This is a genomic window from Variovorax sp. 3319, assembly GCF_031456585.1.
In the GTDB taxonomy this organism is placed as follows: Bacteria; Pseudomonadota; Gammaproteobacteria; order Burkholderiales; family Burkholderiaceae_C; genus Variovorax; species Variovorax paradoxus_P.
Map to the genome: position 1 here is coordinate 311,758 of NZ_JAVDUZ010000005.1, position 26,191 is coordinate 337,948.

The 26,191-nt window shown below is 65.4% G+C and carries 17 protein-coding genes; 10 read left to right on the forward strand and 7 right to left on the reverse strand.

Translation table 11 applies throughout. The features are described from left to right. Positions 1-89: 89 nt before the first annotated feature. Positions 90-1,754, reverse strand: a complete 1,665-nt coding sequence (locus J2X67_RS13015; protein ID WP_309953571.1) for an alpha-amylase family protein — start codon at positions 1,752-1,754, stop codon at positions 90-92. 59 nt (positions 1,755-1,813) lie between these two features. Between J2X67_RS13015 and J2X67_RS13020 the strand changes: the two genes are divergently transcribed. Beyond that, on the forward strand, positions 1,814-3,424 hold the full coding sequence (locus tag J2X67_RS13020) for an alpha-amylase family glycosyl hydrolase (protein WP_309953572.1): 1,611 nt from the start codon (positions 1,814-1,816) through the stop codon (positions 3,422-3,424). A gap of 29 nt (positions 3,425-3,453) precedes the next feature. On the opposite strand, the gene J2X67_RS13025 is transcribed toward J2X67_RS13020, so the two are convergent. The 5 genes from J2X67_RS13025 to J2X67_RS13045 form a co-directional block, all read right to left on the reverse strand. Beyond that, a complete protein-coding gene (locus J2X67_RS13025; protein WP_309953573.1) occupies positions 3,454-4,800 on the reverse strand; it encodes an erythromycin esterase family protein in 1,347 nt (448 codons plus the stop codon). Next, entirely contained in the window at positions 4,797-5,489 is a 693-nt protein-coding gene (locus J2X67_RS13030) for a phosphoribosyltransferase (RefSeq protein WP_309953575.1), read from the reverse strand. Before J2X67_RS13030 ends, J2X67_RS13025 begins: the two co-directional genes overlap by 4 nt. Before the next feature lie 107 nt (positions 5,490-5,596). Further along, positions 5,597-5,935 carry a hypothetical protein gene (locus J2X67_RS13035; protein ID WP_309953577.1) on the reverse strand — a complete coding sequence of 113 codons (339 nt, stop codon included), beginning with the start codon at positions 5,933-5,935 and terminating at the stop codon, positions 5,597-5,599. Positions 5,936-5,973: 38 nt separating this feature from the next. After that, positions 5,974-6,378 carry an Hsp20/alpha crystallin family protein gene (locus tag J2X67_RS13040; RefSeq protein WP_309953578.1) on the reverse strand — a complete coding sequence of 135 codons (405 nt, stop codon included), beginning with the start codon at positions 6,376-6,378 and terminating at the stop codon, positions 5,974-5,976. 32 nt (positions 6,379-6,410) lie between these two features. Then, positions 6,411-6,848: an Hsp20/alpha crystallin family protein gene (locus J2X67_RS13045; RefSeq protein WP_309953580.1), complete on the reverse strand. Its 438-nt coding sequence runs from the start codon at positions 6,846-6,848 to the stop codon at positions 6,411-6,413. A 257-nt stretch (positions 6,849-7,105) separates the two neighbouring features. On the opposite strand from J2X67_RS13045, the gene J2X67_RS13050 reads away from it, so the two are divergent. From J2X67_RS13050 to J2X67_RS13090, 9 genes are all read left to right on the forward strand, one after another. After that, positions 7,106-7,465 carry a hypothetical protein gene (locus tag J2X67_RS13050; RefSeq protein WP_309953582.1) on the forward strand — a complete coding sequence of 120 codons (360 nt, stop codon included), beginning with the start codon at positions 7,106-7,108 and terminating at the stop codon, positions 7,463-7,465. A 129-nt stretch (positions 7,466-7,594) separates the two neighbouring features. After that, the gene (locus tag J2X67_RS13055) at positions 7,595-7,918 is read left to right on the forward strand and encodes a hypothetical protein (protein WP_309953583.1); all 324 of its coding nucleotides are present in this window, start codon (positions 7,595-7,597) and stop codon (positions 7,916-7,918) included. 170 nt (positions 7,919-8,088) lie between these two features. Then, entirely contained in the window at positions 8,089-9,987 is a 1,899-nt protein-coding gene (gene glgB, locus J2X67_RS13060; RefSeq protein WP_309953585.1) for a 1,4-alpha-glucan branching protein GlgB, read from the forward strand. Further along, entirely contained in the window at positions 9,984-12,035 is a 2,052-nt protein-coding gene (locus tag J2X67_RS13065) for an alpha-1,4-glucan--maltose-1-phosphate maltosyltransferase (RefSeq protein ID WP_309953586.1), read from the forward strand. The genes glgB and J2X67_RS13065 overlap by 4 nt, the downstream gene beginning before the upstream one ends. Positions 12,036-12,047: 12 nt before the next feature. Beyond that, entirely contained in the window at positions 12,048-15,377 is a 3,330-nt protein-coding gene (gene treS / locus J2X67_RS13070; protein WP_309953587.1) for a maltose alpha-D-glucosyltransferase, read from the forward strand. A 59-nt stretch (positions 15,378-15,436) separates the two neighbouring features. Beyond that, entirely contained in the window at positions 15,437-16,201 is a 765-nt protein-coding gene (locus J2X67_RS13075; RefSeq protein ID WP_309953588.1) for a mechanosensitive ion channel family protein, read from the forward strand. 57 nt (positions 16,202-16,258) lie between these two features. After that, positions 16,259-18,421: a glycogen debranching protein GlgX gene (gene glgX, locus J2X67_RS13080; protein WP_309953590.1), complete on the forward strand. Its 2,163-nt coding sequence runs from the start codon at positions 16,259-16,261 to the stop codon at positions 18,419-18,421. Further along, positions 18,418-20,271 (forward strand): malto-oligosyltrehalose trehalohydrolase, encoded by a 1,854-nt coding sequence (gene treZ, locus J2X67_RS13085; protein ID WP_309953592.1) that lies wholly within the window; start codon positions 18,418-18,420, stop codon positions 20,269-20,271. Before glgX ends, treZ begins: the two co-directional genes overlap by 4 nt. Then, the gene (locus tag J2X67_RS13090) at positions 20,264-25,324 is read left to right on the forward strand and encodes a malto-oligosyltrehalose synthase (protein WP_309953593.1); all 5,061 of its coding nucleotides are present in this window, start codon (positions 20,264-20,266) and stop codon (positions 25,322-25,324) included. Before treZ ends, J2X67_RS13090 begins: the two co-directional genes overlap by 8 nt. Before the next feature lie 20 nt (positions 25,325-25,344). On the opposite strand, the gene J2X67_RS13095 is transcribed toward J2X67_RS13090, so the two are convergent. After that, complete coding sequence (locus J2X67_RS13095) at positions 25,345-25,794, reverse strand: glutaredoxin domain-containing protein (RefSeq protein ID WP_309953595.1); 450 nt, start codon at positions 25,792-25,794, stop codon at positions 25,345-25,347. Positions 25,795-26,191: the final 397 nt, after the last annotated feature.

Below are 26,191 nucleotides of genomic sequence, written 5' to 3' on the forward strand. Positions count from 1 at the left end.
GAATCCGCGTTGCGCATGTAGTGTGTCAGAAGCCGAATTTCCCGTACTTCGCGCAATCCCCCATATGTTGCTGTGCCACCGCGGCGCCCTCACATTTCGTCCCGCTTGAGCAGGTAGTCGAGAGGGCCCACGCGAAACCACCGGTAGCCATACGATTCGATCACCATGCAGTGCTTTCCCTTGGCATTGGCGCGGCTGTGCGCGTTCGACAGCAAATTGATGAGTTGACCGCCGTGCCGGCCCAGCGCCTTGGCCTCGAGCTTTATCTCCAGCGGGTTCGCGTCGAAATTGTGGATGAATACAACCGCGTTGCCGCGCCATTCGTAGCGCACCACCAGCACCGCGTGCTCGTCGTTGGGAATCACGTCGAAGTCGCCCCAACCGATCTCGGGCACTTCCTTGCGCATGCGAAACACGCGTTCCATCCAGTTGAGCAGCGAGTCGGGGTCGCGCCGCTGCGCCGCCACGTTCACATGCTCGAAGCCGTAGGCACCGCCCGAAACCACCGGGAGCACCGGCCTTGAAGAGGTGGTGAACCCGCCCTGCTTCTCGGTGGACCACTGCATGGGCGTTCGCGCGCAGTTGCGCTCCGGCAGGCTCAGGTCGTCGCCCATGCCGATCTCGTCGCCGTAGCGCATGACCGGCGTGCCGGGCAGGGTGAGCATGAGGCTGTAGGCCAGCTCGAGCCGCCGCCGGTTGCCGCCCAGCATGGGCGCAAGGCGGCGGCGTATGCCGCGGTCGTACAGCTGCATGTTCTTGTCGGGGCCGAACGCCTCGAACACGCGCTTGCGCTGCGCGGGCCGCAGGCGCCCCAGGTCGAGCTCGTCGTGGTTGCGCAGGAACATGACCCACTGCGACGTGGCGGGGCGCTCCCGGGTGGCCTCCAATGCCTTGACCAGCGGGCGCGTGTCGCCCACGGCCATGGCATAGAACAGGTTCTGGTTCACCTGAAAGTTGAACATCATGTGCAGCCGCTCGCCCTCGTCGCCGAAGTACGCCATGTTGGTCTTGGGCAGCACGTTGGCCTCGGCCAGAATGATGGCGTCGCCCCGGCGCCATTGAAGAAGTTCGCGAAACTGCCGCAGCATGTCGAAGCGCTCGGTGGGGTACACGACCTTCGGCCCCTTGGCGCCGATCACGAACGGCACGGCATCCATGCGGAAACCCGACACGCCCAGCTGCGTCCAGAAGCCCATGATCTTCAGGATCTCGGCCTGCACCTGCGGGTTGGCCGTGTTCAGGTCGGGCTGGAACTCGTAGAAGCGATGAAAGTACCAGCGCCTTGCGAGCTTGTCGAAAGTCCAGGTCGATTTCTGCACGCCCGGAAAGACCACACCGTCGGTGAAGCGAGGCGGCTTCTTGTCTGACCACACATACCAGTCGTGGTATTTTGAATTCCGGCTCTTGCGCGCATCCAGAAACCACGGGTGCTGGTCGGAGGTGTGGTTGACCACCAGGTCCATCAGCACGCGCATGCCGAGCTGCTCGGCCGAATGCGTGAACTCGACGAAGTCGCCGAGCGTGCCAAAGCGGGGGTCTACGTTGTAATAGTCCGAAACATCGTAGCCGTCGTCACGGCCCGGAGACGGATGGAACGGCATGAGCCACAGCGTTGTCACGCCCAGGCCATGAAGGTACTCCAGCCTGCGTGTCAGGCCTTCGAAGTCGCCGCAGCCGTCTCCGTTGGAGTCCATGAAGGTCCCCACCGAGAGACAGTACACCAGGGCGTTCTTGTACCAAAGGTCATTGATCATGCCGGGGGAACCTCCTAGGAATGGAAGCCTCGCAAACAGGACACACGAAAGGAAACCCGATGTCGGCCGATGCTTGGTGGAAGAACGGAATCGTTTATCAGATCTATCCGCGTTCGTTCCAGGACAGCGACGGAGACGGCATCGGGGACCTGTGCGGCATCCGGAAGCGGCTTGATTATCTGGTCGAGCTTGGCGTGGATGCCGTCTGGATATCGCCGATCTACCCCTCACCAATGGCCGACTTCGGGTACGACATTTCCGACTACTGCAACGTCGATCCGCGTTTTGGCACGTTGGAAGACTTCGATGCACTGGCCGCCGAGTGCAAGGCGCGCGGCCTCAAGCTGGTGCTGGACTTCGTGCCCAACCACACGTCGGACCGGCACCCCTGGTTTGTGCAGAGCCGGGGCTCGCGCAACAACCCGAAGCGCGACTGGTACCTGTGGCGCGACCCGGCTCCCGGCGGCGGCCCGCCCAACAACTGGCTGAGCAACTTCGGCGGGCCGGCATGGACCTTCGACGAGGCCAGCGGGCAGTACTACTGCCATTCGTTCCTGAAGGAGCAGCCCGACCTCAACTGGCGCAACCCCGAGGTGCGCGAAGCCATGTACGAGGTGCTGCGCTTCTGGTTCCGGCGCGGCGTGGACGGCTTTCGCATCGATGTGCTGTACCACCTCATCAAGGACGAGCTGTTCCGCGACAACCCGCCCAACCCCGCCTACCAGCCCGGTGCAGACCCTTCGCACCGCCTGCTGCCGCTCTACACCACCGACCGGCCGGAGATGCAGGACATCATCGTCGAGATGCGCCGCGTGGCGGACGCCTTCAGCGATGCAAGCTCGGCGCGCGTGCTGATCGGCGAGCTGTATCTTCCGCTCGAACGGCTCATGGCCTATTACGGCGCAACCTCCGAAGGCCTGTTGCAGGGCGTGCAGCTGCCGTTCAACTTCCAGCTCATCACGGCGCCGTGGCATGCGACCGAAATCGACCGCATCGTGCGCAACTACGAAGCCGCGCTGCCCCAAGGCGCAGCCCCCAACTGGGTGCTTGGCAACCACGACAAGCCGCGCATCGCAAGCCGGGTGGGGCAGGAGAGGGCGCGCCTCGCGGCCATGCTGCTTCTTACATTGCGCGGCACGCCCACGCTCTACTACGGCGACGAGATCGGCCTGACCGACGTGCCCATTCCCCCCGAAGAAGTGCAGGACCCGTTCGAAAAGAACGAGCCTGGCAAGGGCCTGGGGCGCGACCCGCAGCGCACGCCCATGCAGTGGAGCCGCTCACACGCCGCCGGCTTTACCGACGGTACGCCGTGGCTGCGCCTTGGCGGCGACTGGCACATGCGCAACGTGGAGGCGCAAATGGGCGACCCCGCCTCCATGCTGCAGCTCTACAAGCGGCTGATTGCGCTGCGCCGGCACGAGCCCGCGCTGCACGAAGGCAGCCACGAGCAGCTCGACGCAGGCGCCGATGTGCTGGCCTACGCAAGAACCTCGGGAACAAGGCGGCTCGTTGTGCTGCTGAACTTCGGCATTACCGAGACCACCATTTCGGGCGAACTGCTGCCGGCCGAGGTCGTCGTGCTGGCCTCGACGCACGCGGAGCGCACCGGCACGGTGAAGGGCCGGCTCACGCTGCAGCCGCTCGAGGGTGTGATCGTCGCGCAATAACGGGGTCGGGCACGGGGTCGGCCCCGGCGCTACTTGCCCGACGGATAAGTCTCGGGCACGCCGGCGTTGTCAGTGGCTGCGCCCCTGTCCAGCGGCTCCACCGCATGCGTGCGGTCGATGTGCAGCAGCGCATCGAACTGCACCGGCAGCCGCGCGAAGAAGTAGTGGCTTTGCCGCTCTGTCTCCGGCCGGTAGATCACGCCGATGGCGCGTTCGAGGCGCTGCTCCCTCAGCGCAAAGAAATGGCTTCCCTCGCCGCGCAGGGGCAGCATGAAGCGCTCGAGGCCGGTCTCGTGCAGGAGCCATTCGTAGCTGTCCGGGCGAGAGGGAACGACGTGCTTGCGCTCGGCCGGCGCGCCCCAGTCGGACGCCGCCATCACGGTGCCCGTGTGGGTGGTAAAGCCCACCAGCACCGCGTCGCGGCCTTGGCGTTCGCGCACCAGTTGGCCCACGTTGAGCTCGCCGCGTTCTTCGCCCATTTCGGTGGCGCGCGCATCGCCCAGGTGCGAGTTGTGGGCCCACACGACGATCTTGGGGCGCTCGCTGCCGCGCCAGAGGTGGCGCTCGACCTCGCCCAGCGTCTCGACCATGTGGCGGTCGCGCAGGTTCCATGATGAAACGTCGCTCAGGTACATCGAGCGGTAGTAGGCCTCGGCGTTCTTGACGAGGCGCGCGTTCTGCTCGGCGTTGAAGGCGTCCTCCTCGTCGGCCGCATTGCCGCTGCGCCAGGCCTCGCCGGCGGCGCGCCGCATTTCGAGCAGCATGTCGACCACGGCTTGCTGGCAAGAGGCCGTGTTGCCGAGGCCAGCCATCAGCCCGTAGTTTTGTCCGCGGTCGCCGTAGCGGTCGAAGCATCCGTAGCGTTCGCGCGCGAGGCGGGCGGCGTCGGGGTCGGTTCGCTCGAAGTACGCGAGCACGGCTTCCATCGAGCCCGAGAGGCTGTACAGGTCCAGCCCATAGAACCCGGTTTTTCCCTGCGGCGGGGTGGAATCGTTGAAGGCGCGCTGCCATTCCACAAAGCGTGCCACCTCTTCGTTGCGCCACATCCAGGTGGGAAAGCGCCGGAAGCCGGCCAGTGCTTCGGCCGCACTGGCGTCGTCGCTGGTGCCTCTTACATAGCGGTTCACGCGATACGCATCGGGCCAGTCGCCTTCGATGGCCACGGCGTTGAAGCCTTTTTCGGCCAGCAGGCGGCGCGTGATGTTCGCGCGCTCGGCATAAAACTCTTGCGTGCCGTGCGAGGCCTCGCCGAGCAGCACATAGTGCGCATCGCCGATCAGGTCGAGCAGGGCGTCGTGGTCGCAGGGGTTTCCTTCGAGCGGATGCGCCGCCGAGCGCAGCGCCTCCGCTTCTTTCGAAATGTTGGATGGCTTCATCGTGCAAGGTCCTCAGGCTGGGGTGCGCGGAGGCGGCGCGCATCTGCTTCTGCTTCTTCGAGCAGGCGGCAGACTTCTTCGTCGCTGGTCTGCGAAAAATCGAGATACCAGCGTCCGACACCCAGGAAGGCATCGGGTACTTCAGGGCACACCACATCGTCTGCCTCGCCCTGCAAAAGCGTGCAGGCTTCGGGCGACGCCACGGGCGCCGCAACAACCACGCGGGTCGGCGCCTGGCGGCGCACTGCGCGCACGGCCACGCGCATGGTTGCTCCGGTGGCAAGCCCGTCGTCGACAAGGATCACGATGCGGCCGCGCAGGTCGGGCGCGGGGCGGTTGCCGCGATAGGCACGCTCGCGCCGTTCGAGCTCATGCCGTTCGTTGCGCACCACTTCATCGACTGCATCCACGCCAATGCCAAGCTCGCGCACCAGGCCGTTATCGAGCACCTGCTCGCCGCCGCCCGCAATGGCGCCCATGGCGTATTCCTCGTGTCCCGGAACACCCAGCTTGCGCACCACCAGAACGTCGAGGGGCGCCTGCAGTGCCCTGGCCACTTCATACGCTACCGGCACGCCGCCGCGCGGCAGGGCCAGCACGGTGACGTCAGGCCACACTGCGTAGATGGCCAGCTCTTGTGCGAGCGCCCGGCCCGCATGCTCCCGGTTGCGGAAAAACTCGAATGACATTTCGGTGTCCTTGCGGCCACCTTAGGTTTGCTTGTGCGGGAGCGCTGTAGGGGGATGCTCACATCGGCGTAGGCGTGCTCTGCACCTGGCTCCGCGCCCGTGCCGGGCTACGCGCTCGGCTGCATGGGCCCCGAGCGGAAGCGTTGCGCCGTTTCCCAGGCGTTCACGATCAGGTCGCGCGCCTTGGGATGCTCGGGGTCGGTTACCACCCATTCCGGATACGCGTGCGGAAGGCTGGCCGCCGTCACGCGGATGGCGTCGAATTCGATGGGGGACAGCGGCTTGGTCGCGCTGGCACGGTGGCTCAGCGTCTTGTGCAAGCCCGCCTTCCATGCATCCGGCAGGTGATCGACGGCGGGCAGCAGCGCCAGCGCGATGTGCGCCGCGCGCGGGCTCAAGGCTGCGGCGTCGGCGCGCAAACGCGCCAGGCACTCGGCGCCGCTCATTTCTCACCTCCGGAGCATGTTTGCATGGCGGGCCGCCCTCACGCTGCCTGGATCTCGATGCGCCGCGGTTGCGCGTGTTCCGCCTTCGGAATGCGCAGCTTCAGCACGCCTTGCTTCAGTTCCGCCGAGATGGCGGCGGTGTCCAGCTCCTTGCTGAGCGTGAACACGCGGCGGAAGCGGGCCAGGCCCACCTCCGTGTGGCTGGATTCCAGCCCCTCTGGAACGGCCAGGTCCGATTCAGCCTCGATGGTCAGCGTGTCGGACGCAACATGCAGGCCGAGCTTCTCGCGCGACACACCGGGCAGGTCGGCAAAAAGCGTGATGCCGCCGCTGTCCTCGATGACGTCGACCGGCGGCGTAAGGGCTGCGTCGCTGTAGCGCGCGCCCTCCTTGCGGGCGAGCTCCTTCGATTCGGCAACGCGAGGCGATGTGGTGCTGTTCATGATCGTCTCTCCTTTATTGGTTTGTCTGCTTGTCACTGAACGGTAATGCGGCGGGGCTGCGACGAGGCGCGGCGCTGCACGGTGATGTGCAGTACCCCGTCGCGGTACTTGGCCTGCACTGCGTCCGGGTCGGCATCGTCCGGAAGGGTCAGCACCCTGCGGAAGGCGCCCTCGAAGCGCTCGTTGATGTGAACCGCCGCCTTGGCATCGCCCTGGGGCAGTGCATTGGCGCGCGTGCCGGCAATGGTGAGCAGGCCGCGCTCGAGGTTGACCTCCAGGCTGGACGGATCGACGCCCGGCGCAAACGCGTAGATCTCCACGGTTTGCGGCGTGCCGCCGATATTCAGCGCAGGAAAGCCGTTGCGGCCGAAGCCGCGGATGGTGGGAGACAGATCGAAGGCCTGCTGCATCTCGCGCTGCAGGCGATCCATCTCGGCGAACACGTCGCGCGGAAACAAGGATCGGTACATGGCGAAAACCTCCATTCGAAAGTTGAACAGGGCGCCGGAGGCCTCTCTCCAGCGCTTCCGATCAGCGAAATAGGCGCGGCCAAGGGTTTTTCAAGAGCTTTTTTTCCAGCACCGCGGCGGCGGGGATGCGAGCTATGAACCTGCCGCCCGCGATTAAAAAGACCATTCGCCAAGCCTCTTGAAGCGCGGCGCGGCGCACCTAATTCGAACCTCGTCGAAATCGTCAGTCGTCATTCCAGACCTAGAGGAGATTTGTCATGTCGATGGACCTGCTCAAGCAGATTGCCGCATCCCGCCTTCCCATGTCTTTCCGGACGCCCAAGGAGATCGACGAGGTCAGGATTCTTCGCCAGGCCGGACTCGTGATTGCCTTTGTTCCGGCGCCCGCCGACCCGCTGAAACTGTCGGGCTCGGAGCCCGCGGCGCAGGTGCTTGCCATTACCGAAAAAGGGCGCGAAGAGCTCTCGCGAATCCGCTATCCGGGCGAGGCGCCGCAAGGCGGCAAACCGCGCCACATGGGCTTCAGGAACTGGCTTGCCGGCGCGCGCAACAGGCACGGATTGCAGCAAGGTTTGCGGTCAGCCAAACACGATTCGCGGCAGTCCCAAACCATGTAGGCGGCCTCCTTCCTGAACATGCGCGGAAGTCCATGCCAGCGCGTGCGCGCTTTCGCGCTGAATCCGATTCGCCAGCAAACCGATATACGAGCGACAAGCGAAAACAGGAAAGAAAGACAGGAGACACACATGGACTTCGAAGGCATCTACTGCTTTGACACGGCAAGCGTCCGCTTTGCAATCTACCCGGACGGCCCCGATGGCGCGCGGATCATCGCGCAGATTTCTGAAGAAACCCTGCACGACGTGTTCGGCACCAGGAACCTTGGCGACCGGCTGCTCGAAACATGCAGGACGCACTTCGACGCCATCGGCGCCGCTGCGCTCAAGCGCTTCCGCAGCAACCCCAACCGGACCATCAACCTGACGGTGGAAGACTTTTCTTCGCGCCGCTTCCTTCCCCGGTCCGCAGCGGCCCAGGAGTCGTGGTCTTCCGCCTCGCTCGCGGCCTGACTCAGGTTGCCCATCGCGTTATGGGGAACTCTCCGACACGGCAAGGAGGTTTCAGCCGTACCCGCAAAGCCTGAAATCTTTGCAAATTGTGAGTTGAGGCCGTTGGGTTGACGAGAGCGTGTTCCTTCTGGACACCCGGTCGCTGGCCTTCATGCAAGCAAGGAACACCGGTGCCAGTGACTCAGCAGCTTTCCGAGCCCGCGGCGCAAGACGCCTACCTGTTCCGCGAAGGAACGCATTCCCGCTTGTACGACCTCATGGGTTGCCACCTTGCAGAACAAGGCGGCGCCCGCTTTGCGGTGTGGGCACCCAATGCGGAGTCTGTGTCCGTCGTGGGCGACTGGAACCACTGGTCCGGCGATGCCGACCCTCTCACCCCGTCGCCGGACGGCACGGGCATCTGGCTGGGCCATGCGCCCAACGCGGCGCTCGGCCAGACCTACAAATACCGCATCCGCTCGCGCTTTGGCGGCTACACGGTCGACAAGGCCGACCCCTTTGCCTTTTGCGCCGAGCACCCGCCCGCCACGGCGTCGCGCATTTGCGATCTTTCGTATGAATGGAACGACAGCGAATGGATGGCGACGCGCGCCGCGCGCAACGCGCTCGATGCTCCCATGTCGGTCTACGAGGTGCACCTGGGCTCGTGGCGGCGGCGCGATGGGCAGTTCATGGGCTACCGGGAAATTGCGCATGAGCTTGCGGACTATGTGAAGCACATGGGCTTCACGCATGTGGAGCTCATGCCCGTGACGGAGCATCCGTTCTACGGCTCTTGGGGGTACCAGACCACCGGCTACTTTGCGCCCACGGCGCGGTTCGGATCGCCGCAGGACTTCATGTACCTGGTCGATCACCTGCACCAGAACGGCATCGGCGTGCTGCTGGACTGGGTGCCTTCGCACTTTCCGACCGATGAGCACGGGCTTGCGTTCTTCGACGGCACGCACCTCTATGAACATGCCGATCCGCGGCAGGGCTTTCACCCGGAGTGGAACTCGAGCATCTTCAACTACGGCCGCGCAGAGGTGCGCAGCTTTTTGGTGTCTTCGGGGCTCTTCTGGCTCGACCGGTACCACCTGGACGGGCTGCGGGTGGACGCGGTCGCGTCGATGCTCTACCTGGACTATGCCCGCAAGCACGGGGAGTGGATTCCCAACCGCCACGGCGGGCGCGAGAACCTCGAGGCGATCGACTTCTTGCAAACGCTCAACCGCGCCGTGTACCGCGAGCACCCCGACACCATTACCGTGGCCGAGGAATCGACCGCATGGCCGCGCGTTTCGCGCCCCACCGACATGGATGGCCTGGGCTTCGGCGAGAAATGGAACATGGGCTGGATGCACGACGTGCTCGCCTACATGAAGGAAGAGCCCGTCCATCGCAAGTACCACCACCACAAGATGACGTTCTCGCTGGTGTATGCGTTCCACGAGAACTTTGTGCTGCCGCTCTCGCATGACGAGGTTGTGCACGGCAAGGGCTCGCTGCTGAACAAGATGCCCGGAGACCCGTGGCAGCAGTTTGCCAACCTGCGCGCGCTCTTCGGCTTCATGTGGGCGCACCCGGGCAAGAAGCTGCTGTTCATGGGCGGCGAGTTCGGTCAACGGCGCGAATGGACGCACGACGGCGAACTCGAATGGTGGGTGTGCGACCTCGAAGGGCACGCCGGCCTGCAGCGGCTGGTGTCGCAGCTCAACCGGGTGTACCGCGGCGCGCCCGCCCTCTACCAGCAGGACTTCACCCCCGCGGGCTTCGAATGGGTGGTGGCGGACGATGCCGAGCGCAGCGTTTTCGCTTTCGTGCGAAAGGCGCGCGATGGCCATCCGCCGCTGCTGGTGGTCAGCAACCTGACGCCGGTGCCGCGCACCAACTATGTGCTGGGCGTGCCGCAAGGCGGCTACTGGCGCGAACTCATCAATACAGACGCAGTGGAGTTCGGCGGTTCGGGCTGGGGCAACCTGGGCGGCGTCGAGTCTGCGCCCGTGCGCTCGCACGGCCGCATGCAGTCGGTGTGCATCACGTTGCCGCCGCTTTCCACGCTGATTCTCGAACACCGCCCATCATGAAAAAACTGTTCGCAACACCGCAGACGCCCGCAGCTTCGAGAATGCCCGAGGTGCCCCACGGAGACCGGCGCGCGGTGGTCGATGCCGTCTTGCCCGCGGTCGACAACGGCCGCTTTCCGGTGAAATGCATCGTCGGCGAAATGGTGCACGTGAAGGCGCATTGCTTTACCGACGGCCACGACGTGCTGCGCGTGGTGCTGTGCTGGCGGCCGCACGACAAGACCGAGTTCCGCGAAGTGCCGATGAAGCCGCTCGTCAACGACGTGTGGGAGGCCACCTTCTCTCCGCCCGCGCTCGGGCGCTACTACTACACCGTGGTTGCGTGGGTCGACCCCTTCGAATCGTGGCGCAGCGAAATGGCGCGCCGTGTAGACGCCGAGGACGTGCGCATTGCCTCGCAGGTGGGCGCACTTGAAGTGGCCGCGGCTGCCGAACGGGCCGAGGGCGCCGACCGCCAGGCGCTGGCGCGCTGGGCCACCGAGCTCGATGCAGTTGCCGCACACCCGGCCACGGAGGTGTCGAGCCTGAAGGCGCTGGCCATGGACGAAGAGTTGGCCATGCTCGCCCGCCGCCACCCCGACCGCCGGCACGAGGTGCGCTACCCCGTCGAGCTGCCACTGGAGGCCGAGCGCGAGCGTGCCCGCTTCAGCACCTGGTATGAGCTGTTTCCGCGCTCCGCGGGCACCACGCCCGGCGTGCACGGCACCTTCAAGGACGTGGAAGCCCGCCTGCCGGCCATTGCGGCCATGGGTTTCGACGTGCTCTACTTTCCGCCGATACACCCCATTGGCCGCGTGCAGCGCAAGGGCCCCAACAATGCGCTGGCCAGCGGGCCCGACGATGTGGGCAGCCCCTGGGCCATTGGCGCGGCCGAAGGCGGCCACAAGTCGATTCTTCCGGCCCTTGGCACGGCGGAAGACTTTCGCCACCTGTATGCGCAAGCCGCCGCGCTGGGGCTCGAGATTGCGCTGGACATTGCGTTTCAGTGCGCACCCGACCACCCGTATGTAAAGGCGCACCCGGACTGGTTCCGGTGGCGGCCCGACGGCAGCGTGCAATACGCGGAGAACCCGCCCAAGAAGTACCAGGACATCTATCCCTTCAACTTCGAGAGCGAAGACTGGCGCGGCCTGTGGCTGGAGTTGCGCAGCGTGATCGAGCACTGGATCGGCGAGGGCGTGCGCATTTTCCGGGTGGACAACCCGCACACCAAGGCGTTTTCATTCTGGGAGTGGGCCATTGGAGAGATCCGGCGCGAGCACCCCGAGGTGATTTTTCTTGCCGAGGCTTTCACGCGGCCCAAGGTGATGCACCGGCTGGCCAAGCTGGGCTTTTCGCAGTCGTATACCTACTTCACCTGGCGCAACACCAAGCAGGAGCTCACCGAATATTTCACCGAGCTTTCGACCGCGCCCGGCGTGGATTACTTCAGGCCCAACGTGTGGCCGAACACGCCCGACATCCTGCACGAGCAACTGCAGGGCGGGGAGCCATCGGTGTACATGGCGCGGCTGGTGCTGGCCGCCACGCTGTCGGCCAACTACGGCATCTACGGGCCGGCCTACGAACTCCGCGAGCACCTGCCGCGCTCGCCCGGCAGCGAGGAATACCTCGATTCAGAAAAGTACCAGCTGCGGCACTGGAACCACGACGACCCCACCAGCCTGGCGCCCTTCATTGCCCGCGTGAACCGCATCCGCCGCGAGAACCCGGCGCTGCAGTGGGACCGCAGCCTGCGGTTCCTGCAGATCGACAACGACCAGCTGCTGGCCTATGCCAAGGTGTCGGAGGGCGGCGACAACGTGATCGTGACGGTGGTGAACCTCGATCCGCACAACGTGCAGACGGGCTGGCTGCAGTTCGACCCCCAAACCGCGGGCATCGACAGTTCGCGTGCCTTCCAGATGCATGACCTGCTGAGCGGGCAGCGGTTTACGTGGCAGGGCGGATGGCATTACATACGGCTCGATCCGCACAGCGTGCCCGCGCACATCTTCGTCGTTCGGCGGCGCCATGGCGACGAGCGCGACTTCGACTACTTTCTGTGAGGCCGCGCCACCATGAACGCACCTGTCTCCCACATTGCGCTTGAAACGGTCGAGATCGACATCAGCGACGATCCGCTGTGGTACCGGGACGCGGTGATCTACCAGCTCAACGTCAAGGCGTTCTTCGATTCGAACAACGACGGCATCGGCGACTTCAAGGGCGTGACGGCCAAGCTCGACTACGTGAAGGAGCTGGGCGTCAACACCATCTGGCTGATGCCGTTCTATCCATCGCCGCTGCGCGACGACGGCTACGACATTTCGGCCTACGAAGACGTGAACCCGCAGTACGGCACGCTCGACGACTTTCGCGAAATGCTCGATGCCGCGCATGAGCGCGGGCTGCGCGTGATTACCGAACTGGTCATCAACCACACCTCGAGCGACCACCCCTGGTTTCAGGCTGCACGCCGCGCACCGCCCGGTTCGCCCGAGCGCGACTTTTATGTGTGGAGCGACACCGACCAGATCTACCAGGGCACGCGCATCATCTTCACGGACACCGAAACGTCGAACTGGGCGTGGGACCCGGTGGCCAAGGCCTACTATTGGCACCGCTTCTTCAGCCACCAGCCCGACCTGAACTTCGACAACCCGGCGGTGCTGGAGGCCATCTTCAAGGTGATGCGCTTCTGGCTCGACATGGGGGTGGACGGCTTCCGCCTCGACGCCATTCCCTACCTGGTGGAGCGCGACGGCACCAGCAACGAGAACTTGCCCGAGACGCACGCGGTAATCAAGAAGCTGCGCGCCGCCATCGACGCGCAGTACAAGAACCGCTTTCTGCTGGCAGAGGCCAACATGTGGCCCGAAGACGTGCGCGAATACTTCGGCGACGGCGATGAATGCCACATGGCGTATCACTTTCCGCTGATGCCGCGCATGTACATGGCCATTGCGCAGGAAGACCGGCACCCCATCGTCGAGATCATGCAGCAGACGCCGGACATTCCGGAAGGCTGCCAGTGGGCAATCTTCCTGCGCAACCACGACGAGCTCACGCTCGAGATGGTGACCAGCAAGGAGCGCGACTACATGTACACCATGTATGCCGCCGACATGCGCGCGCGCATCAACCTGGGCATTCGGCGGCGGCTTGCGCCGCTGATGGAAAACGACATCGACCGCGTGAAGCTCATGAACGGCATGCTGCTGTCGATGCCGGGCTCGCCCATCATCTACTACGGCGACGAGATCGGCATGGGCGACAACGTGTTCGTGGGCGACCGCAACGGCGTGCGTACCCCCATGCAGTGGAGCCCCGACCGCAACGCGGGCTTCTCGCGTGCCGACCCGCAGCGCCTGTACCTGCAGCCCATCATGGACCCGATGTTCGGCTATGAGGCGCTCAACGTGGAGGCGCAGGCGCGCGACAGCAGCTCGCTGCTCAACTGGACCAAGCGCATGCTGGCCGTGCGCAAGACGAGCCATGCCTTCGGCCGCGGCAAGCGGCGCTTTCTGAAGCCGGGCAACCGAAAAATTCTCGCCTACCTGAGCGAATACGGCGACGACATCATCCTGACGGTGTTCAACCTGTCGCGCGCTGCGCAGCCGGTGGAGCTCGACCTTTCGGCCTTCAAGGGCAGGGTGCCCATCGAAATGCTGGGCCGTGCGCCGTTTCCGCCGATCGGCGAGCTGCCGTACCTGCTCACGCTTTCGTCATACGGGTTCTACTGGTTCAGGCTCACGTCCGACGCCGAGATGCCCAGCTGGCACCAGGAAGGCGTGGCGCTGCAGGAGTGGCCCACGCTGGTGCTGTTCGACGGCTGGACCAGCTTCTTCCGCGACCGCGTGATGCCATGGCGCATCGGCATGTCGGAGCGCATGCGCGCGCAGTTCGAGCAGGAGGTGCTGCCGCGGCACATCGAGATCCAGCGCTGGTATGCATCGAAGGGCACGGCCATCGAGCGTGCGCGCCTGGCGGACCACGCGGTATGGGAGGCCGGCTCGCAAAGCTGGATGCTGCCCCTGCTCGAACTCGACGGCCCGCGCGGCGGCGCCACCTACTTCATGCCCCTGGCACTGGCCTGGGAAGAGCGCGACGAAGAGCGCATGGCCGGCGTGGCGCAGGCCGCGGTGGCCAAGGTGCGGCAGCAGGCGCAGGTGGGCCTGATGGGCGACGCCTTCTACGACGAAGCCTTTTGCCGTGCGCTGCTGCATGCCATCCGCAACGGCATGGAACTGGAAACAGCGCACGGGCGGCTGCGGTTCCGCGCAACGGAGGCCTTTGCCGCCATCAAGGCCGACATCGACAGCCTGCCAGTCGGGCGGCCGAGCGGCGTGAGCAGCAACACGGTGGTCACGGTGAACGAGACCCTGTTTCTCAAGGGCTACCGGCATCTGCGCGAAGGCCTCAACCCTGAGCTGGAGATGGGCCGTTTCCTGACCGAGGTGGCGCACTATCCGCACTGCGTTCCGGTGCTGGGCGCGCTCGAATACACCGCCAACGACGGCCGCACCATGACGCTGGCCATGGTGCAGTCCTATGTGTCGAACCAGGGCGACGGGTGGGACCACACGCTCGGCTACCTGGAGCGCTTCCTGCGCGACTTTGCGACCACCAACGGCGCGCTGCCCGACCCGCTCGCCGCACATGGCGGCTTTCTTGCGCTCATGGCCACGCTGGGCCGGCGCACCGCCGAGCTGCACAAGGCACTGGCAATGCGCACCGGCGCCGCGGCGTTCGAGCCCGAGCCCTTGCTGGCCGAAGACATTGCCCGCTACACGGCGCAAGCCCGGGCCGACGTTGCCACCACGCTTTCGCTGCTGCGGGAGCGGATCGGCCAGTTGCCCGGGCCGGCACAGATCGACGGCCAGGCGCTTCTGACGATGGAAGAGGCACTGCAGGCTTCGATTGCCGCGCGCAGGCCGCAAGCGCAGGGTGGCATCAAGAGCCGCTACCACGGCGACTTTCACCTGGGTCAGGTGCTGGTGCGCGACAACGATTTCGTCATCATCGACTTCGAGGGCGAGCCCGCACGCAGCTTCGACGAGCGCCGCGCCAAGGGCTCGCCGCTGCGCGACGTGGCGGGCATGCTGCGCTCGTTCAACTATGCGCGCTGGTCGGCTTTGCGGCGCGTGGCCCAAAGCGTGGAAGAGGCCGCCTACCTGGCGCCGCCCGCTGCCGCATGGGAGCAGGCAACCCGCCAGGCCTTCATGGACGGCTACTCGCAGGCTGCCGGCGGCGATGGCAACGCGCACATCGACGCCGAACTGCTCACGCTGTTCGAACTGGAGAAGGCGCTGTACGAGCTGCGCTACGAGCTCAACAACCGCGCCGATTGGGCCCAGGTGCCGCTGAACGGCGTGCTTGCGCTCCTGCAGGCAGAGCGGCCCGGTTGATGCTTGCACCGCATTCGCCGCTTTTGTCCGCAACCGCATTTCAAGCACCGGAGAGACTCATGGACCGATTTGGCATTCACCTGGAGCCGTTGAACGCAATGCTCTACCAGGTTGGGGCCTTCGTGCCTCGCCTGGCTATTGCACTCGTCGTGGTGCTCGCCGGCTGGCTTATCGCCAAAACGGTGCGCTTTGCCGTCACCAAGGCACTGCGCGCCATCAACTTCAACGTGCTGACCGAGCGCGCCGGGCTGGACAACTTCTTGCGCCAGGGCGGCTGGGGCGGCGACACCAGCAGCCTCTTCGGTGTGCTGGCCTACTGGCTTGTCATTCTTGCGGCGTTGCTGGTCGCCTTCAATGGCTTGGGGCTGAGCTACATCGCAGACCTGCTCGGGCGCGTGGTGTGGTTTGTGCCCAATCTCTTCGTTGCCTTGCTGGTGCTGGCCTTCGGTTCGTATTTCGCCCGCTTCGTGGGAGAGGCGGTGTCGAGCTACTTTCGCGGCGCGCAAATGCGCGATGCCGTGCTGCTGGGGCAGATTGCGCGCTATGCCGTCATGGCCTTCGTCATCTTGATTGCGCTGGACCAGATCAAGGTGGGCGGCGACATCGTGCGCGAGAGCTTCCTGGTGGTGCTGGCGGGCGTGGTGTTTGCGCTGGCCCTGGCTTTCGGCCTTGCGGGCAAGGACTGGGCTGCGGCGCAGATCGAGCGCTGGTGGCCGCGTGCGCCAAAGGACAGGAGCGCCACCGCCAGCACCACCACAACCACGCCGACCATCGTGGTCGAGCCCGGCAAGGGCAGCTCGCCCGGGGAGCGGCCGCCGCGTTGAACGCGCGTCTTCTTTCTGTTTTTTTCTTTTCGCGTCTTTCTCCCACATTCGATTTCGATGACACGCAGCAAACGACCTTTCATTACGGCCGTGTGGCCGGGCCGCCCATATCCGCGGGGCGCCAACTGGGACGGAGAGGGCGTCAACTTTGCGCTCTTCTCCCAACACGCACAGGGCGTTGAACTGTGCCTTTTCGACGAGAAGGGCCGCCACGAGATCCAGCGCATTCCGATTCGCGAGCGCACCGACGGCATCTGGCACTGCTACCTGCCCGAAGCCCGGCCGGGCCTGGCCTATGGCTACCGCGTACATGGGCCCTACAGGCCCGAAGAGGGCCACCGCTTCAACCCGCACAAGCTGCTGGTCGACCCCTACGCAAAAGACCTGGTCGGCGACCTGCGCTGGGGCGATGCGCTTTATGGCTATACCGTGGGCAGCAAGCGCGAAGACCTTTCGTTCGACCGGCGCGACAGCGCGCCGCTCATCCCCAAGGGCCGCGTGCTCGAAACTGCCTTTACCTGGGGCGACGACCGCCGGCCGTCCATACCCTGGCAAGACATGGTCATCTACGAGCTGCACGTGCGCGGCTTCACCATGCGCCACCCCGACGTGCCGACCGAACTGCGCGGCACCTATGCCGGCCTGTGCTGCGCGCCGGTGGTCGACTACCTGAAGCGCCTGGGCGTGACCACCATCGAGCTGTTGCCGGTGCACAGCTTTCTTAACGACCGGCACCTGGCCGAGAAGGGCCTGCAGAACTACTGGGGCTACAACACGCTGGCCTACTTCGCACCCGAAATGCGCTACAGCGCCTCCGGCAAGGTGAAGGAGTTCAAGACCATGGTCAAGACCCTGCACTCCGCGGGCATCGAGGTGATTCTCGATGTGGTCTACAACCACACCTGCGAAGGTAACCAGCTGGGGCCCACGCTATCGATGCGGGGGGTGGACAACTCGTCCTACTACATCGTCAACGCAGAGAACCGGCGCTACTACGACGACTTCACCGGGTGCGGCAACACAGTGAACCTGGAGCATCCGCATGCGCTGCAGCTGGTGATGGATTCGCTGCGCTACTGGGCCGAAGAAATGCACGTCGACGGGTTTCGCTTCGACCTGGCTTCGGCGCTCGCGCGCGAGTCGGGCAAGGTCGAAAACCTGGGCGGCTTCTTCGATGCCATACGGCAAGACCCGACGCTCAACCGCGTCAAGCTCATTGCCGAACCGTGGGATCTTGGCCACGGCGGCTACCAGGTGGGCAACTTTCCGCTGGGCTGGGCCGAATGGAACGACCGCTACCGCGACGGCATGCGCGGCTTCTGGAAGGGCGATGCCGGGGTGATCGGCGAAGTGGGCAAGCGCCTCACCGGCTCCGAAGACCTGTATGGCTGGTCGGGCAAGCAGCCCACGGCGAGCATCAACTTCATTACAGCGCACGACGGCTTTACCCTTAACGACCTGGTCTCTTACAACGACAAGCACAACGAGGCGAACGGCGAAGACAACCGCGACGGCAACAGCCACAATATATCGTGGAACTGCGGCGCGGAAGGCCCGACCGAAGACCCCGATATCGTGGCGCTGCGCGAGCGGCAAAAGCGCAACATGCTGGCCACGCTGCTGCTCTCCCAGGGGGTGCCCATGCTGCTGGCCGGCGACGAGCGCGGCCACACGCAAAACGGCAACAACAACGTCTACTGCCAGGACAACGAGCTGGGCTGGATCGACTGGACGCCCACGCCGGAGCGCCAGGCGCTGGTCACCTTTGTGGAGCGCGCCATTGCGCTCAGGCGCGCGCACCCCTCGTTCAGAAGGCGCAGCTTCTTTGCGGGCAAGCCGCGCGAGGCTGAAAGCGTGACCGACGTGATCTGGCTCAAGCCCGACGGCGCTGAGATGCGGCCCGAAGACTGGGGCGACGCCAACGCCAGGTGCTTTGCCATGTACATGTCCGGCGGCGGCATCGTCGATCGCGGCCCGCGCGGCGAGGCGCAGCACGACGACGATTTTCTGGTGCTTTTCAACGCGCACCACGACGAGATCATGTTCACGCTGCCGCCAGCGCCCTACGGCGCATGGCGCTTGCTGCTGGACACCGCCAGCGGCTCGCCGCCGCCCGCCACCGAAGACGTGGCCGCGCTCGCGCCCGCCTGGTCGGAGCCCGCTTACCCGCTGCAGTGCCGCTCTCTGGTGGTGCTGAGCCGGCCGGATGTACGGCCATGAAGCGTGCTCATCGCATGCCCTTCGGGGCCACTGTAAACAGCGGCGGCGTCGACTTTGCACTTTGGGCGCCGTCGGCGGAAGGCATCACGCTGGTGCACACGCCGGCCGGAGGGGCGGCCTCTTCGCACGCAATGCAGCGCAGTGAAGATGGCTGGCACCGCCTTGCGCTGCCCGAGGCGCGCCATGGCGACAGCTATGCCTACCGGCTGGCCGATGGAACCACCATTCCCGACCCCGCGTCGCGCTACAACCCGGACGACGTTCATGGCCCGAGCCGCGTCATAGACCCGCACCGCTTCGAATGGACCGACGCGCACTGGCGCGGCCGCCCCTGGCACGAAGCCGTGGTGTACGAACTGCACGTGGGCACCTTCACAGAAGAGGGCACCTTCGAGGCAGCGCGCGAGCGGATTGGCGAGCTTGCGGAACTGGGCATTACGGCCATCGAGCTCATGCCTCTTGCGGATTTTCCGGGCGCGCGCAACTGGGGCTACGACGGCGTGCTGCAGTTTGCACCCGATGCCAGCTACGGAACGCCCGACGACCTGAAGGCGCTGGTCAATGCGGCGCATGGGCTGGGCCTGATGGTGCTGGTCGATGTGGTCTACAACCACTTCGGACCTGAGGGCAACTACCTGCACGCGTGCTGCCCCGAGTTCTTCAATGCGGCGGAGCGCACGCCCTGGGGCGCCGCCATCAACTTCGACGGCGAGCAGTCGCGCACCGTGCGCGACTTCTTCATTCACAACGCCTTGTACTGGATCGAAGAGTTCCACATCGACGGCCTGCGCATGGATGCGATTCACGCCATTCGCGATTCGTCCGAAAAGCACATCGTGCATGAGATACGCGAGGCGCTGAACGCCGGCCCCGCGCGCGAAAGGCATGTGCACCTGGTGCTGGAGAACGACGCCAACCAGGCTTCGCTGCTGGCACGCGACGACGCCGGCCTGCCCATTGCCGGCACCGCGCAATGGAACGACGACCTGCACCATGCCGCCCATGTGCTGGCCACCGGCGAGCGCGACGGCTACTACGCCGACTACGCGGACGACGCGGCGTGCCGCTTTGCGCGTGCACTGGCCGAAGGCTTCATCTACCAGGGCCAGGCATCGGCATTCCGTGGCGGCGAGCTGCGCGGGGAACCGAGCACGCAACTTCCATCGACCGCCTTCGTGTCCTACCTGCAGACCCACGACCAGGTGGGCAACCGTGCTTTCGGCGAGCGCATTCATGCCATGGGCGATCCGGCGCTGGTGCGCGCGGCGTTTGCCTGCGTGCTGCTCTCGCCGCACGTGCCCATGCTCTTCATGGGCGACGAGTTCGCGGCGTCGTCGCCGTTCCTGTACTTTTGCGACTTCGGGCCTGAGCTGGCCTCGGCCGTGGCCGAAGGGCGGCGCTTGGAGTTTGGCGGGTTTGCCGCCTTTGCCGACGAAGCGGCCCGCGCCCGCATTCCAGACCCCAACGCAGAAGAAACCTTTGCCACCTCGAAGCTCCGGTGGCGCGAACGCGGCACACAGCCGCACTTTGCGCGGCTGTGCGAAATGAAGCAACTGCTCGATGCGCGCCATCGCCTGTTGGTGCCGCACCTGGCCGGCGCCCGGCGCGCCGGAAGCTATCGCTGCGAAAACGGCTTGGTACAGGTGCAATGGGAGTTGTCGGGCACCGCCGCTGGCGAAGCAGCCAGGCGCCTTCATCTGCTTGCCAACTTTGGTGCGGAAGCCGCCACGCAGGCAGCGGCGCCACCCGGTGCGGTGGTCTACAGCTCGGGTGCCGCTGCCGATGCAGCAGGCCTGCACCTGGAGCGCGGCGCAGTGCACGCAACGCTGGAGGACGTGGCCGGTGGATGATTCGAGCAATTGGCCCGCCGATGCGCTGGAACGCCTTTGCAGGCACTACGGCATTTCCGCCACCTATTTCGACGCTTTTGGAACACAGCGCCACGCCACGCCCGAGAACCTAACCGCTTTGCTGGCGGAGTTTGGCGTGCGGCCGGGCGCAGCAGCGGCCGATACGGCCGAACCGGCGCTACCGCCTGTGCTGGTGGTGGCGGCACACGCAACACACTGGGCAGTGCATCTTTCGCGGCACGGCCATGTTGCAGGCAAGCTTCGCTGGCGTTTGCGCGATGAAGAAGGGCGCCTTCGCGAGGGCGAGGCCGATGCCCACGCGCTGCACGACGGCGGTTGCGTGCTGCACCTGGCCGAGCCTCTTGCGCCCGGCTACCACTGGCTGCAAATCGACGGGCTGGATGGGCTCCATGGCGAGACCATGGTGGTCGCTTCGCCCGGGCGCTGCTACCGGCCACCCGCCGCGCGCGAGGGTGGGCGCGTGTGGGGGCCGGCCGTGCAGCTGTATGCACTGCGCTCGCCGCGCAACTGGGGCATCGGCGATTTCACGGACCTGGACACGCTGATCGACAGCATGGCCGGGCAGGGCGCCGACGTGATCGGGCTGAACCCGCTGCATGCGCTGTTTCCCACAGACCCGCAACGCGCCAGTCCCTATAGCCCATCGTCGCGGCAACGGCTCAACGTGCTGTATATCGACGTGGAGGCGGTGGACGATTTTGCCGCGTGCGAGCCCGCGCGTCGCCGTGTCGAATCACCCGAATTCCAGTTGAAGCTGGCGGCCCTGCGCGAGACGCCGCTGGTGGACCATGCCGGCGTGGCTGCTGCCAAGTTCGAAGTGCTCGAGCTGCTCTTCGAGCATTTCAAGACGCACCATCTCTCGCGTATGGGTGGGCCGGACGCAGCCGGCCAGGCCTTTCTGGCCTTCGTTGACGAGCAGGGCGAGCCGCTTCGCCGCCATGCGCTCTTCGAAGCGCTGCAAGCCCACTTTGCGGCGGCCGACCCGCACTGCTGGGGCTGGCTCGCCTGGCCAGAGGCTTACCGCGACATCGACGCACCCGCAGTGCAAGAGTTTGCGGCGCAGCATGCGGACCGCCTGCAGTACCACCAGTACCTGCAATGGCTGGCCGAGCGACAGCTCGCGCGAGCCGGCGCGCGCTGCGAGGCACTGGGCATGGGCATCGGCCTTTACCTCGACCTGGCCGTTTCGGTGGACCGCGGCGGCTCCGACGCCTGGGGCGCGCAGCACTGCTTTGCAGTGGGTGCGAGCATTGGCGCGCCGCCGGACGAGTTCAACCCGGCCGGGCAGAACTGGGGCCTGCCGCCGCTGCGGCCCGACCGCCTGCGCGCCAACCACTACCAGCCATTCGTGCAGATGCTGCGCGAGAACATGCGCCATGCGGGCGCGCTGCGCATCGACCACGTCATGGGGCTGATGCGCCTGTTCTGGATTCCGCCGGGCCGCACCGCGCATGACGGCGCCTACGTGCGCTACGCAGTCGACGAAATGCTCGCCATCGTGGCCGTGGAGAGCCACCGCCACCGCTGCATGGTCGTGGGCGAAGACCTTGGCACGGTGGAAGATGCAATGCGCGAGGCGCTCGCACGTGCCGATGTGCTGTCTTACCGGCTGCTCTATTTCGAGAAGCAGCAGGACGGCGGCTTTACTTCTCCCGCGTCGTACCCGCCTGCGGCGCTGGTCGCCATCAGCACGCACGACCTGGCCACGCTCGCGGGCTGGTGGTCGGGGCATGACCTGCGGCTTCGGCTGGCGCTCGGCCTTTTTCCGGACCCGCGGCTCTTCGACAGGCAACTGCTCGACCGCGCGCACGAACGCGTCCGGCTGATGCTGGCGGTGCGCGAAGCGGGGCTGCTGTCAGACGACGAAGCCGCGCAGGCACTGGCGCAGGCGACACCTTCGCCGCGGACCGTGCAGGCCGTTCATGCGTTTCTGGCCGCCGCACCCTCGGCGCTGATGGTGTTTCAGCTGGAAGACGTGGCCGGTGAAGTGGAGCAGGCCAACATGCCCGGCACGGTCGACACGCACCCCAACTGGCGGCGCAAGCTTGCTTCGTCTGTGCAGGCGCTGGCAGCGAGCGATGCCATGCAGGGCCTGGCCGGGCACCTGCGCGCGGCAAGGCCCCGTCGCAGCGCGGGCGCCGAGCCGGCACCGGTTCTGCAAGCACGGGTGCCGCGCGCCACATACCGCCTGCAGTTTCACAAGGGCTTCAGCTTCGACGATGCCATTCGCGTGCTGCCTTACCTGGCGCAGCTTGGTGTGAGTCATGTGTACTGCTCGCCCATTCAGCGGGCCCGCGCGGGCAGCACCCACGGCTATGACGTGGTGGCGCATGCAGAGATCAACCCCGAGCTTGGCGGCGCCGAAGGCTTCGAGCGCTTCGTCAGGGCGTTGCGGGCCAACGGGCTTGGGCAGCTGCTCGACATGGTGCCCAACCACATGGGCGTGCTCGGCGCCGACAACGCGTGGTGGATGGACGTATTGGAGAACGGCCCGGCCTCGCTCTTCGCGCAGTATTTCGACATCGACTGGCAGCCGCTCAACGAAGAGCTGACCGGCAAAGTGCTGCTGCCGGTGCTCGGTGGCCACTACGGCGAGGTGCTTTCCAGTGGTGAGCTTGTGCTGCATTTCGAAGCCGCACAAGGCAGCTTTGCGCTGCGCTATTTCGACCACCGGTTTCCCCTTGCGCCCGAAAGCTACCCCACAGTGCTGGGGCGCGCGTTGCCGCATTTGAAAGACCCGGCGCTTGCGGCAGAGCTTGCCAGCCTTTCGACGGCCTTCGGCCACTTGCCAGGCCGCCATGCGCAGGCACCTTCGCAACGCTCGGAGCGCGTGCGCGACAAAGAGCTGTTCAAGGCCCGCCTCGCGCAGCTGGTGCAGGCGCATCCCGCCCTGGCGCGCGCCTTGCTTGCAGCAGTGGCCGAGCTCAACCTTGCATCGGACAGCGCGCGCGACCAGCTCCACCGGCTCATCGAAGTGCAGGCCTACCGCCTCGCGTACTGGCGCGTAGCGGCAGACGAAATCAACTACCGGCGCTTCTTCGACATCAACGACCTGGCGGCCGTGCGCATGGAGCGCGATGAAGTGTTCGAGGCCACCCAGTCTTTCGCGCTGGACCTTGCCGCGGCCGGCGTGGTGGACGGCCTTCGCATCGACCACCCCGACGGCCTGTATGACCCTGCGCGCTACTTCAGGCAACTGCAGGAAGGCTATGCGCGGCGCGCGGGCGTCGTGCTGCCCGCTTCCGAGCCGGGCGGCAGGCCACCGCGCCCGCTGTACGTGGTAGCCGAAAAAATTGCCGCCTCTGAAGAAGAGGTGCCCGTTGAATGGCACGTGCACGGCACCACCGGCTACCGTTTTGCCAATGTGGCCAACGGCGTGCTGGTAGACACTGCGGCAGCAGATGCGCTGCGGCAAACCTGGCACCGCTTCACCGGCGACGCGCAAGACTTCGATGCCGTGGCCCGCGCAGGCAAGCATGAAGTGATGCGAAGCGCGCTCGCTTCAGAACTGAACGTGCTTTCTACCGAACTGCGGCGCATTGCGCGCGCCGACCGCACCACACGCGACTACACGCTGAATGCGCTGCGCCGCGCACTGGCCGGCGTGGCGGCGTGCATGCCGGTGTACCGCACCTACATCGTCGATGCGCCGTCCGCACAAGACGCGCATTTCATCGATGCGGCTACAGATGCCGCCGAACGCCAGAGCCTGGACGCCGACCGTTCCATCTTCGCTTTTGTGCGCCGCTCCCTGCGCGGCGAGGCTGCCGAGCATGCGACGCCGGCGTTGGCCGAACGCGTGCGACGGTTCGCGGTACGGTTTCAGCAGTTCAGCGCACCCGTTGCGGCCAAGGGCGTGGAAGACACCGCCTTCTACCGCTACTTTCCGCTGAGCGCGCTCAACGAAGTGGGCGGCGAGCCCGATCAGTTCGGCTTTGACGTGGACGAGTTTCACGCGCTCAGCGCCGACCGCGCACGGCACTGGCCGCACACCATGCTTGCCACTTCGACGCATGACAACAAGCGCTCGGAAGACGTGCGCAACCGCATCGATGTGCTTTCTGAAATGCCCGAAGAGTGGGGCGAAGCGCTCGTGCGTTGGCACGCGCTCTGCAGTGACGGGCACGAGGCTACCGCACCTTCGCGCGCCGACGAGTACCTGCTCTACCAGACCCTGCTCGGCACCTTGCCCTTTGGTGGGCTCAGCGCCGAAGCCATGCCGGCGTATGAACAGCGCGTGCTGCAGTACATGCAAAAGGCTGCGCGCGAATCCAAATCGCACACGCGCTGGACCCAACCCGATGCGCAATACGAAGAGGCCCTGGAAGCCTTGGTGCGAAAAATCCTTTCCGACCGTTCAGCGGGCGGGTGCCTCGCCGATATCCAGCGCATGGCCGATCGCCTCTCGTGGTTCGGCGCGTGGAATGGCCTGACGCTGACGCTGCTGAAATACGCCTCACCGGGTGTGCCCGATCTGTATCAGGGCAGTGAACTCATCGACCTGAGTTTGGTCGACCCCGACAACCGGCGGCCGGTGGACTATGCATTGCGCACGAAGCGGCTCGATCAGCTGCAGGCCATCGCCGATGAAGCCGATCTGCCGGCGCGAGTGCAATCCCTTGCCGAGGCGCCACACGACGGCAGTGCAAAGCTCTGGTTCATCTGGCGGCTGCTGTCGATGCGGCGTGAGCATGCGGAGCTTTTTCGCAATGGCAGCTATGAAGGCCTTGCGGTCGAAGGGTCGTTGGCCCGGCATGTGGTGGCCTTTGCGCGAAGGCATGAAGGGCGCACGCTGGTGGTGATTGTGGGGCGGCTGTTTGCCGGCATTGCGCAGGGCGGGGCGGATGGGGGAGCGCCGGTGCTTCCTGAGGCGGATGCCTGGCGGGGGACGAGGGTGGTGCTGCCTGAGGGGCTTGGGAGTGCGAGGCTCGCGAATGTGCTTACCGGGGACGCGCTTGCAGCGGACGGCAATGTCGTGCCGCTTGAGGAGGCGTTTCGCCGGATGCCTTGGGCTGCGTTTGCCTTGCGATAGCCGCCTGTCGAACTCAAGCCCTAATTGCGCGAAGCCTTGAAAAATGCGTCGTACGCGGCAGCGGTAAAGCCAGTGACACCTCGGCCGTTCGCAAAGAGTTGAGGCACCCCGCTGTTGCCGCCGAGTTGCGCATAGGCTGATTTGCCTTCCGCGGTGTCGATGTCCACCTCCCGATAACCGATGCCCTTGGCTGCCAAGTAGGCCTTTGCCTGTTTGCAGTAGCCGCACCACTTGGCAGAAAAAAGCACCGTGTCGCGAGGCGGCGCGGCTGATGTTCGGGCGTCGGCTGACTTGCGCAACTGTTCGACGTACGCAAGGGTGTCGGCAGACAAGGGGCTGGCCGGTAGATTCTTGAATGTCAGCGTCTTGGAGTCGCGGGCCTGTGGCGGCGGAACGTCGCTATAGATCGTTCTTCCATCAGGGCCGGTGGACTTGTAGAGCGTTGTGGTCGATCCCTCTGCGGCGGACACTGTGCTTGCGCAAACGAGAACAGATATGGACCAAATCCGCATCCTGGAACCTCGGAAGTTTGATGGCCGTGAGAATAGCACCGGCTGCAATACGAGGAGTCGACAGCTATCCGCTATGCAAGGGACTCGCAGTATCGACAATGATTCAAGCACGGGGCGGGATGCGCATGCAGGAATTGAGAGCCGATCTGGTCGGCTTGGGAGTTCTGGCCGTCTTGGTGACACTTGCGTCATTTCGAGTGCCCGACGCAGACGTTCCCAAACCCATCTGAATCTTCGCGTATGGCGTGTGGGTGGTGTCCACGCTGTTTGTCGGGCATCACGAACTTGCGCCACCGTCGAACCTACGCGAATTTCGATTCGCCATTGGACCACGCGTGTGTCGCACTTTTGCATC